This is a genomic window from Myxococcales bacterium (assembly GCA_023898405.1).
Lineage (GTDB): Bacteria > Myxococcota > UBA727 > UBA727 > JABDBI01.
The window spans coordinates 2,211,337-2,223,777 of sequence record CP060221.1 but is presented as its reverse complement, the minus strand read 5'-3'; the positions used below and the strand labels follow the sequence as shown (position 1 = coordinate 2,223,777).

The following is a 12,441-nucleotide window of genomic DNA, read 5'->3' as shown; positions in this document are numbered from 1 at the left end:
GTTTGAGCCGTCTGGCTGTACAGGCACAAAAAACCACATCAATAAGAGAAAAAGCTGCGCTAGCTAGTGAAATAAGAAAATCCAACATAATACGGCCAACTAGCCCTCATCACCCGATTTGTCAAGTTTTATAAAAAAACAATAAATTGCTGTGTTTTTCTTTTCGCCAAGAGAAGAAAATGCAAAAAAAGCGTGGTCATTACTATAGGTTGCATATTCATGATGAGTAGAGCGGTTAGGTTAAATCACGGCCATAAGCACTGGAAAATTCCCCTGGTAGCCAAGGAGCTTTGCCTATAATTTTTTGGACCCAAAGAAGCTCGTGGTAATACAAAGAACTAAGCATTTCAAATCAGATAAAGGCAAGCCACAATTAAACACATACACAATACACTTAAAAATACTCTATTTACAAACATAAAACTGCCATTAAAATACACCTATAAAACAAATACATCAACAGAATAACAATGAAATTAATATGCATATTTACACTATTGATTAATCACTTAAACATATTTTCAATGACTTTTTATGAAACTATCGAAGAGATTAACCAAGCATTTGCTAAGCTTTCTCGTGATGAAAAAATAAAGCTATTAAAAGCAAATTCAGCAAGAAAAAATGCTGTCGCTATTTTAAGCCCATTATATGGCACCAAAAAAGCTTTTGATTTTTTTGAATATTTTACACCGAATTTAAACATTGAGGACTTTCAACTTTTAGGAGAATCCGATGACTGGGAAACCCTTCCTGCGCTCCCTATTAAAAAAATAATCGAATCCGAAAAATTTCCTCGTCAATGCGCAGAAATCAGTCTAGACCCAGAAATAAATTATTTGCTTCGCCAAAGAAACTTTAATAAAGAAGTTGATGAGCGGATAAAAACAATGAATAACGGCAATGTTTATAAGGTCGCGTGTGGGGCTATTTGTCTTGCTATGGCAGATTGGACATTGAATGAACAAAATACAGATTGGCAAGAAAAAGTGCTTAGCTATCCCTTCTTTGGATTAGGGATATTACCTCATAACTTGGTTAATCATTTCAATAAAATGAGTCATGAAACCAACATTACTATTAAGCACTTAAAAATAAATAATTTTGCTAATTTTATCGATATAACAAAAAATGAATTAAATAAAAATAATCCGATCACTATTCTTCTTCCAATTTCAGCAATCAAACAACATTATGTAAATATCGTTGCCATCAACGACCGAGAACAGGAAATCATTATTTTAGATCCGGCTGGATTTTTGTCGGTCGTTGATTATGACTGGCTCAAAGAGATCATGTGCACCGATATAAGCTGTTCTTCAGGATATGCTTATGGAGCTTGCTCTGTGTTTACTTGGCCTTTATTCAAGATGTTTATATCTTTTGGTCCCTACAATGCCTTTGTTTACCGTTCTCAAAAAGAAAAACTTGATTAAGCTTAGACACTCTCTTTTTAGAGGCTTTTTGAAAGTATTAAGCGAATGGTTTTTGAGAAAATTTTTTTTGTGATGGACAAAAAATCTGCAGCTCATATCCTGCATATTGGCAAAAACTTTGTTGTTCATCACGGAGCAAATTAACCAAAAATGCTTCGTTAAATACTTTCTCTGATTAGCGCAAAAAAATTCCCAAAAACAGTTTCTAACGCATCTGATTCGTGCAAGTTTAATCGCATTCAACAGCAAAATGTTCATCCATTAGAACGTTTGCATAAAGTTCTGCATCTAGCTTGCCATACCATGGTAAATCATCAACTTTAGTTTTTTTGATTGAACAAACTAAAAGGTACTTCAAATATTTGCATAGCTAAAAACGGGGGTTTTTCACTATAAGGTGCAAGCCATTTTTTCATCTCATCAAGCAATGGGTTTAATGGCGGAATTTTTTTGTCAAACTCTTTGGAGTGGCATCGCTCATTAGTACATGTGAAAACAATCCCTTACAACTTTTAGGTATTAATCCTAAAGCTTCTCTACAATGGATAGATACACATGCAGAACATGATGGAGTAACTCTTGAACTTCTTCAGTGGGCAGCAGGAGACCAAAATATTTGCGCAAATGCTCACTATATCCATTGCACAAAAATAAATGAAAACCCGGCCCATCTTGTAAATATGTCTTTTGGAGCTGTGATTAAACCAGAACAAGCTTATCTGGCCAGAAAAATATATCTTCCTATTATCTCCAGCATTAATAATCGGGGAAATGCCATAATAATCGCCTCAGCGGGAAATGACGGAAAAAATGCCGATTTACAATTTCCGGCTTCAGCAACAGGTGTTATCACGGTTGGTTATACGAGAGCCCAGGGTAGAGCAGATAAAGATAGTAATTGGGGCGAAACTGTAGAGATTATGGCACCAGGCGACGATATTTCTGTGGCAAGCAATAATGGCGTAAAAAATGGAATGAATGGCTCTTCATATGCAGCGCCTATAATAACAGGAATTGTTTCACTTATGCGAACGGTATACCCTCTCCTCAATTGGAAGACAGCTGTTTATTTACTGCAATCAACAGCGATACCTATGGATTGTGATGCTTATTGCGTTACTGGGCGCTCAGGGAAACAAAAAGATGCCTGTCAAAAAGCTTGTTGCATTGGTAATAAGCAGGTTTGTACTCCAGGACTAGTAGATGCAGGTGCTGCGGTAAAGGCAGCCAAGAAAACTGCTCAAGAAGGATTGCCTAAGATTGCGCTGATAGATGCCAATAAGTACTGGTGGGCCTTGAACGTAATTTTAAGACAGGTCGTCTAGAAGGAAAGTTGAAACTTTTTAATGTGGGTGGTGCAAAAGGTTCTTATCGTATAAGGGCTGTTCAGGCTAGTGCATCTTTTAATGGCCAAAACGAACTAGAATTCAATTTGGAGGCCAAAGGACATGCAAATGATTCCCTGCTCATTATGCTTAGTGTCAATCCCAATGAAGTAAATAAAACAAAGGAAGTTCAAATTCGTATTGCGAGCCCAGAATCAGGAATAGTAAATACTTTTTCTGACGAACTAATTGTTTACGCAGGGCAGTAGCCAAGATCAAATCTCTAGCAAAAACCAGTCATTTTAGCGTGGCTAATGTGCGACTTGGCTCTTGCTGGGCATTCACCACAATATGGAAGGGCTTTTGAAAAAACCTTTTAAGCTACCCATAAGTTTACTATGGCCTAGCCTTAATTCTATTTACCTCGGCAAGGATATCATTGAGCGATATTTTAATTTGGCTAAACTTATCATCAGTATCGAATAATTTATAACCTTGTTCAGCAAAATTTAAATAGGTTTTTACTTCTTCAAATTTACTAAAGTATTCGTCATTTTTTAGTGAATTATTCAAGAGCACTATTGAAACTTGCTTTGCATTATTTTCTGTGCCGAACATAATCCCTTGGGTAAAAATTAACCAAGCTCTTTGGCCCGCATTATTTTTTATTATGATTCTGCCTTGTTTACGCTCTTCCTCGTTATATAGGTCGGTGGCATATCTTTCTAAACTTAACACCTTGCCAAAAGTATCATCGAATTTTTTCTTAATAGCCATGCTTTGCTCTTTCCATTCGTTATATTTTTTGGCAAGCATTACTACTCCACTAATTACATCAATTTCAGCGGCACTCTTTTTGCTAAAGCTTTGTTTGGTAATTGTATTTATTTCGCTTAGACTAATCCCAGCCAGACCTTTTCTGACTTCTTTCTCTCCATAGATAGATGACAAGCCTAGTTTTTGCTCTATCAGCGCATAGTAAACATAAATGACCAAATACTTTTTCTTTGCTTGAAGGTTTTTCGGTTCTTTCATTGTAAATACATAGTCATAATTTTCACTATACTCAACATAAAAATCAAACAAAAACCCCCTATCTTCTCGATTAATTCTATCCTCTATTAATCGACTTACTGATACCATTTTGCCATTTTGATCAATTGCAAAAGTGGAAGTTAGTTTTTTATCATATGGTTGTAAGGCATTGTTTAATTTTACTTCGTCACTATTTTGTAGGTCACTAAATAATATTTTTTTAACTAAATTTTCTCGGCTATAGACCTCGTTTCCAACGATGACCGAGGGTGTAAAAATTTCAAAAAGTTTTTGTCGGTCTGAATCCTTAAATTCAGTAAACAATTTTTTGGCTGCGTCTTCTTTTTGATTGTAGTCAAAATTATTCAGCACAATTCTAAAATTTTTTGCTCCAACCTTAGTTTTTACCTTAAGAAGGCTGTCTAAATTTCCTTTATTAAAATCTAAAGTTATTCCAAGTTGCTCGGTTATAAACGCGATTACTTCCAAATTTTCAGGGTGCTTAGATGTAGCTAAGTCTTTGATTTTTTCAGCACTTTCAGGGGCGATATAGCATTGTTCACGAGATGAATTAAATATTTTTTTATTTTCATCAATACACTTATCTTTTTCCTGCTTGAGCTTTGCTATTTGAACTGTTTCAGCGCCAAGAATTTCTAGCATTTTTTCAACATAAGGACGTGATATTTTGGCTCCCGTAGAGCTTTGCTTAAAGTCTTTGATTGGTATATTTTGGCTGTTCCGAGACTCTTTTTCACAAGCTGGTAAAGTTAGAAAAAAAACTAACATAATACTAAGTATTAACTGGCGGATAATAAACATCTTGAAGGGGGTCCTAAAATAAAATGGGCTGGCACAACCTAACATAGTCTTTCATGCGCACAAGGAGCTTAGTTATTGAGTATCCTCTGCATCTGATCACATTCTATCTCCAGATTTTACCAAGCTATAGAATCCCTGACCTCACCTAAAGGCCAATACGGCCACACAGTGGTCAACCATGGCTGTTTGAGCACCTTAGAATCTGTTTTGAAAATAATTTTTTATATTTATTGAGCGATTGTAACTGTTTAGCTAAAACGGCTTATAAACAGCGCGATTTTGATTTTCAAAACAGTTTCTTAGTGAATGTGGTTTATTTAAGCCAGCGTGCGCAATTAGCGGAAAGCTTGCGATAAGTATAAATATTTGTATTGGGAATATATCGAGAATAAGCCCCCTGAAAGGATGTATAAGACAAATTGCTAGGAGTACTACAGCCAGAAAGTTTGGGAGGATAAAGTTCCTCTCCATGTTCAATTTTTCTATAAAGATTTAAAAATTCTCCGGGGATATAACGATCAAAAGCATCGGCAAGCTCTTCGATGCTAAAATACTTAGTTCCTCCAGCAGCATCAGCCTGGACTAATAAATCTTTCATTACATCATCCAAGGAGTATTGATGATTAGAATTTTTTCTTATCAACATATTGAGGTTAGCTGCCATAATTTCTCCCTGCTGATAGGGAATATTTTCCAACTCTCTCGTGGAATAACCTTTGCGATAAATGCGATGTACAAGATCTCTCAACTTGGTACGCTTTTGTTTTGAGGTGTAATATTTTTCGAGGCTCGCATCGAGTGTTTTAAAATAGGTTACTTCACTGATCAGGCCAGCTCTATATGCCATGATGCGACCATAGTAATCGGTAAAGCCTTCGCTAAAAAATTTGCCATCAAATCCTCCAGGGACTTGACCTACTTTAATTTTTTTACCTATCCACCCATGCATGAGTTCATGGGAAATGAGCTCTACCATCTCAGGTTTCATAGGACAATCGGAGGGGTAATAAGCCCTAAATGAATTTATGTGAGCAGTTCCACCAAAACGTGCCTCCCGCCTTTGTGAACAACCTGTTCCTAAAGCAACAAAGCTGATGAGAAAATAAGGGAAATTATCATCATTCCAAACTTCGCGCTGTTTTTCCAGTAACCTTGTGACAACTTCTACAAATTGGCTATCACTGATGCGATCCCATTGCCCTTCAAAAATTATATTGACCGGCTGCCCCCTCACGTATTGCTGATAAGCTCGCAGATCAGCTCCGCCAATGTAGACGCTGTCTACCAACTCGTGCGCATTTACTTCAATCTTTTGATTGGTTTTATTGGCACCGAAACTATCAAAGACTTCATAACCAGGGCTGAGATGCCATTCGAACTTCAATGGAATTTTTTTGCCATTAAAAAATGCAATAGGAAATACCAAAGCCATTGTCCCTGCAAATTGAAAATACTTACTGTCGATCATAGGAGCAGAAAAACTTTTAAGCTCTCTAATATCGTCACCATAACCTCTGACAAAATAACGGATGCTTACTTTTCTTCCTGCTGGAGCTATCAAAATTTTTTTATTTTCATATCCAGAAATATCTTCAATACTTCCATCTGATAAAGTATCGAGCAACTCAATCCGATCAAATAGCCTGTTATTTCTAAGAAATTTGCTGGGCAATCTTAAAATAATACGGGAGCGCGGCATAATAAAAGAAAGAACCACTTGCAAACGCGGCTCTCCATCCAGTGAAACCAAAGCAAAATCAAATTTTGTATCCATGCTTTCCATTTCATCACTAGAAAAAGCGTGTTCACTGGAAAAACCAAAATCGCATGCGCCTAAGAGTCCTAAAAATAGGGCTCCTGCGAGTATCAATATGAGACATTTGCAGCGCAGCATGGTCATAACACATTCCTTGGCTGAGCCCCAAAGACTCTGGGACGGCCAAAAATGGACAAATCAGCGCTGTATTACTAGCAACTACCTTAGCCGCATGCAGGAAAAATCGTATAAATTCTTCAACAGCAACGCACAAGAAAATTAATCACTTATATAATCGCAAGACACCTCAGCTAATTCGTGAAAACAACTAACATAATTTCTAACCACTTTAATTACTGCTTGTTTTTTAGCATAATTATCAGAAAAAATTGTTTTTCTATTAGTTAAATTAATCATAAATTTCTCTTTAGTAGCTCTTATATAATCGTATTCAAATGCTTCTTTTTTAAGTTTTTTTGATACGCAATTTACATAATCTTTACTTACCAACCTATGTACGGTTAATTTGCTAAGAGCCTTAAATTCACTCAAATTAGAAAAACTGCGGTCCTGAAGATCTAAGTAAAAGTGTAGCTCGTGATCTTTGGTATTGGAGTCACTTTTTTCAAAAGAAATTAGGTTCCACACATGACCATAGTCGGGATGTTTCCATTGGCTATTAAAAATATCAGCAGAAACAGATCGAATTTTTCCATTAATAGGAAATCGCGGATTGCTAAATATTTTACTAAAAATAACTAACGCTAAAGAAGAAAAATGGCGCCCAAGTGCCTATGTGAAAATCGGTTTTGGTAGAATCTATTATCTGAGCTTGCAAGTGTGTTTGAGCATCTTCATCTAGGTTAAAATCAAGTTTTTTCTTAACTCTTGGACTTTTTTGTAAGTACACTTTCGGATTAGTGAGTTCCTGAAGAGGGCTCCCCAAACATATGCTTCTAGGCGCAGTTCTTGCTGGAGAAAAACCGGTTGTTAGATTAGCAAAATTTTCATCACATATTTTTTTAACTTTATCTGTTTGTAAATTAACATGCAAAGCAGTTGCTCCAAACCTTAGAATTTTTGAGCTTTTTTTGCTAGATTTCTTTTTTATTGTTGACCCAGCTTTTGGAATTTTAAGACATCCTGGAAATCCAGGCATTTCGCTTAAAACTACAGGCTTACAAGTTATACAAGAAAAATCAGGTACAGGTATAGAAGCACCTTCACTATGAGCGTGATTTGATGCATATAAGTTCCCAACATTAAAAATCAACTAATTACATAAAAATATTTTTTTTGTACCCCAAATTTTGAGCGAAGCTTTCCTAACAATTCATTGGATATTTTTAAATCTGGCGACCAACAACGTTGTCTTTGAAATTTTCGCCATCGTGCGAGAGTATGGTTTCGCGTCCTTCAAATTTAGTAAGGATGTGCACCGGGCGGCTCCACAATGAAGCTAAATTTTTTAGTGTTTCTCTGGCATAATTCAAATCGAGCTCAACACTAGCAAACACATGTTCAAGCAATAACTCTGATCGGTTTTCATAATTGCCGTTGATCACCTGTATCTGAGGATGGCCCATATTGGTAAGGCTATTAAGCAATTTTTGTTTTATTGCTGAAAATTCACGTGATTCTATAACAAAATCTTGCTTGCGTTTATCAAAACCATAGGTGAAAATTTTTGCCCTCTTACAAAAATCAAGGGTCAAAAATTCGTCGATGAAAGTCAGATCATTATATATTTTCCGCACTTGAAATATTTTTTCTTGCCCTAAAGCTAAATTCTTATCCCAAGTTTGCTTTTGGCTCATATCAGAACAGTTATCCCACTCTGAACCAAAGCGCCCTTTGTTCCAACGCTCTTCAATATCTCGATATAATTCTAGGCCAAGTTTATAAGGATTCAAGCTTGTGGGAGTTGTAGCCATAACACCAGAATGCCGGTCAGCAAAATCTATTAACTCAGAAGGCTCCATCATTTTTTCCGACATAAGCTTAGCGTGCCAATAAGATGCCCAGCCTTCATTCATTATCTTGGTCATAGCTTGGGGAGCAAAATAGTAAGCTTCCTCACGCACCATCGCTACCACGTCGGCCTGCCATTTTTTTAACGGCGCGTTTTCCATGATGAATGCCAAAACATCTTTCGCTGGTTCTTTAGGGAAACGAGCGGCTGCTTTTTCCTCTTCTTCTTTCAATTTTATTCGTTGTTGTTCAATAAAACTTTCAGGATTAATATAGCGCTCCATATATTCATGTTCATTAGGAATACGCTTTATGGTACCAGCAATACCTGGTGGTGTATTTTCGTCTTTTTTAACAGGGCGCTTGCGAACAATATAAGGAGAGTTGACATCAATAAGATTTTCTAAAGACAATACTCGATCGATAAATGATTCGACTTCGCTCACCCCATACCAGTTCATATAGCGGCGAACATTGGCCGCATGGTTAGCCATTTCATTGATCATTGAGCGGTTAGTATGAGAAAAGGAAAAGTTATTCTTAAAAAAATCATTGTGCCCCGTCACATGGCACATAACTAATTTTTGATCCACATTGGTATTGCTCTCGAGCAAATAGGCATAACAAGGATCATTGTTGATAACCATTTCATAAATTTTATTTAAACCATATTCCGAGCTCTTTTTGAGGCGCTCGTATTCCATTCCCCATTTCCAATGCGGATAGCGTACAGGAAAACCCATGTATGCAGCGACCATGTTGATTTCGTCATAATCAAGCATTTCATAAATAATATCAAAGCAATCAAGACCGTAGTCTTTTGCACATTTATCTACGTGCTTTTGCATTTCGCGAAGATCTGATGGCAGCGCTTTTGGCATCATTGCCCCTTTGATGGTGAATTATTTTCCCGTTGCTAAAAAATCCTTAATCGACTTATAAATTCCTTCCTTGTCTTTAATTTCAGACAAAATAAGTCTCTCGTGATTTTTTAGTTGCTCTTGTAAATCTTTAATGAATTGCCCTGATCCATAGGGCGATTCTACCTGCCCGTAACTAAACTGATTGACAAAGGGTAAAATACGTCGATGCAAAAGATTAACGCAAAGACGCGTATCATCGACCGACCAATTATCACCATCGGAAAAATGGAAAGGATAGATATTCCATTGATCGGACGGATAATCATCCCTCATGATATCAGCGCACAAACGATATGCGGAACTAATCATCGTACCACCAGATTCACGTGTGTGAAAAAAAGTATTACGATCCACTTCTTTTGCCATGGCATCGTGAATAATATAGCGACACTCTAGGCCATCATAATGTCGCCTCAACCACGTATCTATCCAAAAGCTTTCTATTCGAACAATCTCTTTTTGTTCATCGCCCATAGAACCCGATACATCCATCATATAGATGATAACCGCATTGGATTCTGGCCTTGTGGTGCGTTTAAAACTTCTAAAACGCATATCATCTTTGATTGGTATGATCACCGGATTGTCGGGGTCATAAATTCCCATAGAAATTTGTCTTTTAAGCGCATTTTTGAACGTACGCTTAAAATGCCGCAAAGCATTGGGTCCCGTGTTGTGAATGCCAGTGTATTTATAGGTTTCGCTCTGAAGCATGTTGTTGCCGCGCTTTTCAATGCGAGGAAGCCCTAACTCTTCGCCAAGCATATCAGCAAGTTCAGCAAGTGAAACTTCTACTTCAAGCGCATGCTCTGCACTGTCTTGCCCAGCTTTTTGATCGCCTGCGGCTTTTTCTTTACCACCATTGGCAAGACTTTCACCATTTTCTCCTTGCCCTTGCCCTACACCACCTTGTTGATCAGAAAAACGAAAATGCGGCAAATCAACACGAGATATCGGTACCGCAATTTTTTCGTTTCCCTGCTTGGAAATAAATTCTCCGCTTTTAATGTAATTTTTCAGATTTTTTTTAATCTTTCCTCGAATTACATCGTTAAAGCGAGCATGATCATTATGAATGCGCAGCCCCATGATACTGCTCCTAGTCTGCCCGCACGTCGCCTCGAGCAAAAATACTTGCTACGAAATTTAAAACGTCAGTGGCACTTTCTTCGTTGTATCCGTAGTTTTTAATCAACCTTTGTTTAACAATATCAATTTTTTCTTGTGTCTCACGATCAACCACATTGGACACCATAGTTGTCAGCTTGATCGTATCCTTTTGGTCTTCAAACAATTTGAGTTCAAGAGCTTTTTGCAAACGCTCGTTGGTCCGATAATCAAATTTTTTCCCATCGATGGCCAATGCACCGATGTAATTCATAATTTCTCTGCGGAAATCTTCTTTACGGCTGTCGGGAATATCAATTTTATCCTCTACAGAACGCATAAGTCTTTCATCTGGCTCTTCATCTTGGCCTGTGTACTTGTTCCTAACGCGCTCTTTTTGCGTATAGGCTTTTACGTTATCAACGTAATTGGCACACAATTTAGCGATAGCATCTTCATCGGCTGCAATAGCTCGTTGGACTTCATTTTTTACAACATCTTCATATTCTTGGCGTACAACCTGCAAAAGCTCCAAATATCGGCTGCGTTCATCTTCATTGGTAATCAATGAATGGGTTTTTAGGCCGGCCTCCAGCTCATTGAGCACAATAAATGGATTAATGCTGGTTTGACTCATATCGCTTACCAATGCATTAGAAATTTTATCTTGCACGTAGCGAGGAGAAATTCCATCCATTCCTTCTCGTGAAGCTTGCTTGCGCAACTCCTTAACACTGTCTTCGGTAAAACCAGCCAAACTCTTACCATCATAGAGCTTGAGTTTTTGTAAAAGCGTAAGATTATATCCCTTAGGAGGCTCTAGCCTCGTCAGCACGGCCCATAATGATGCCATAGAAACAGTATGCGGTGCGATATGTTTTCCTTTGATCATGACATTGTTGTAATCACGCTCATAGATACGCATCTCTTCTTTCATTTTTGTGATGTATGGAATGTCGATTTTTACCGTTCTATCCCGCAGCGCTTCCATATATTCGTTGGCCAGTAATTTTCTGTACTCCGCTTCGTTGGTATGACCAATGATCACTTCATCGATATCTGTTTGAGCAAATTTCTTGGGCTTAATCTTGTGTTCTTGCGTAGCTCCCAACAAGTCATATAAAAATGCTACATCAAGCTTAAGAATTTCAATAAACTCGATGATCCCTCGGTTTGCCACACAAAACTCACCGTCAAAATTAAAAACCCGTGGATCAGAATCTGAACCAAATTCGGCAATCTTTCGATAGTTAATATCACCAGTAAGTTCTGTTGAATCTTGGTTTTTTTCATCTTTTGGCTGAAAGGTACCAATACCAACGCGATCTTTTTCGCTCAAAAGCAATCTTCGCACGCGCACATGAGATAAAACCTGTGTGATATCGCCTTTATAATGCTCCATCAAAAGACGAAAAATATAACGGCTGGAGGGATTAAGATCGCCTTTGATTCTAATGGAATGATGATCACTGCCAAGCTTAAGTTCAGCAATGGCTTTTTCTCGCAGCTCAACAGGTAAAAGCTTTAAAGGCTCTTCATGCAATGGATCTTCAATAACATCTTGGCCTCCGCTGACATGGTGTAATTCCTTAGGAATATGCCACGAGAATGTAAAAAGGCGCCCCTCGGGAGTTTTTGAATAATGCTCGATGCCTTTTTTTAACAAGCGTGCAATGGTTGACTTGGCCGATCCTACTGGACCATGTAAAAGAATAACTCGTTTCTCTGTCCCATAGCCTAGTGATGCACTCTTAATAACATTTACCAAACGCATTAAAGGAATATCTAAGCCAAAAACAGCATCTTTTCCATTTTCGATGGGATCATCAAAAAAATTGTAATGAACTAAACGCTTTTTAGAGTCAATGTACTCTTTTTTTCCAAAAGCAATAATCATGTCATAAAGACGCTGGAAAGCTGTGCGAGTAACTTTTGGATCTTCTCTGATTATTTTTAGGTAGTCTTCAAATGAACCTTCCCAGTGTAAATTTTCATACTCTTTTTTGTTCTGCAAAGAGGCCAAAGTTGCCGTCAATGATTCTGAATGATTCACCTAAATCCCCCGA

9 protein-coding genes are annotated in these 12,441 nt (G+C 37.5%); 3 read left to right on the top strand and 6 right to left on the bottom strand.

Going from position 1 to position 12,441, the window contains the following annotated elements:
* Positions 1-524 precede the first annotated feature (524 nt).
* The 3 genes from H6731_10075 (at position 525) to H6731_10065 (ending at position 3,030) form a co-directional block, all read left to right on the top strand.
* Positions 525-1,436: a hypothetical protein gene (locus tag H6731_10075; protein USN50593.1), complete on the top strand. Its 912-nt coding sequence runs from the start codon at positions 525-527 to the stop codon at positions 1,434-1,436.
* A gap of 467 nt (positions 1,437-1,903) precedes the next feature.
* Positions 1,904-2,761 (top strand): S8 family serine peptidase, encoded by an 858-nt coding sequence (locus H6731_10070; protein USN50592.1) that lies wholly within the window; start codon positions 1,904-1,906, stop codon positions 2,759-2,761.
* Between the two features lie 8 nt (positions 2,762-2,769).
* A complete protein-coding gene (locus H6731_10065; GenBank protein ID USN50591.1) occupies positions 2,770-3,030 on the top strand; it encodes a hypothetical protein in 261 nt (86 codons plus the stop codon).
* 127 nt (positions 3,031-3,157) lie between these two features.
* Here H6731_10065 and H6731_10060 read toward each other — a convergent pair whose 3' ends face one another.
* From H6731_10060 to H6731_10035, 6 genes are all read right to left on the bottom strand, one after another.
* A complete protein-coding gene (locus H6731_10060) occupies positions 3,158-4,618 on the bottom strand; it encodes a hypothetical protein (GenBank protein ID USN50590.1) in 1,461 nt (486 codons plus the stop codon).
* Between the two features lie 313 nt (positions 4,619-4,931).
* The gene (locus H6731_10055) at positions 4,932-6,518 is read right to left on the bottom strand and encodes a hypothetical protein (GenBank protein USN50589.1); all 1,587 of its coding nucleotides are present in this window, start codon (positions 6,516-6,518) and stop codon (positions 4,932-4,934) included.
* 604 nt (positions 6,519-7,122) lie between these two features.
* Entirely contained in the window at positions 7,123-7,647 is a 525-nt protein-coding gene (locus H6731_10050) for a hypothetical protein (protein ID USN50588.1), read from the bottom strand.
* 73 nt (positions 7,648-7,720) lie between these two features.
* Complete coding sequence (locus H6731_10045) at positions 7,721-9,226, bottom strand: SpoVR family protein (protein ID USN51980.1); 1,506 nt, start codon at positions 9,224-9,226, stop codon at positions 7,721-7,723.
* Positions 9,227-9,247: 21 nt separating this feature from the next.
* Positions 9,248-10,357 carry a DUF444 family protein gene (locus H6731_10040; GenBank protein ID USN50587.1) on the bottom strand — a complete coding sequence of 370 codons (1,110 nt, stop codon included), beginning with the start codon at positions 10,355-10,357 and terminating at the stop codon, positions 9,248-9,250.
* Between the two features lie 10 nt (positions 10,358-10,367).
* Complete coding sequence (locus H6731_10035; GenBank protein USN50586.1) at positions 10,368-12,428, bottom strand: serine protein kinase; 2,061 nt, start codon at positions 12,426-12,428, stop codon at positions 10,368-10,370.
* Between the last annotated feature and the right edge of the window lie 13 nt (positions 12,429-12,441).

Coding starts and splice junctions, on each gene's coding strand:
- H6731_10060 (USN50590.1), bottom strand. CDS start 4,618: ATGTTTATTATCCGCCAGTTAATACTTAGTATTATGTTAGTTTTTTTT.
- H6731_10075 (USN50593.1), top strand. CDS start 525: ATGACTTTTTATGAAACTATCGAAGAGATTAACCAAGCATTTGCTAAG.
- H6731_10045 (USN51980.1), bottom strand. CDS start 9,226: ATGCCAAAAGCGCTGCCATCAGATCTTCGCGAAATGCAAAAGCACGTA.
- H6731_10040 (USN50587.1), bottom strand. CDS start 10,357: ATGGGGCTGCGCATTCATAATGATCATGCTCGCTTTAACGATGTAATT.
- H6731_10055 (USN50589.1), bottom strand. CDS start 6,518: ATGACCATGCTGCGCTGCAAATGTCTCATATTGATACTCGCAGGAGCC.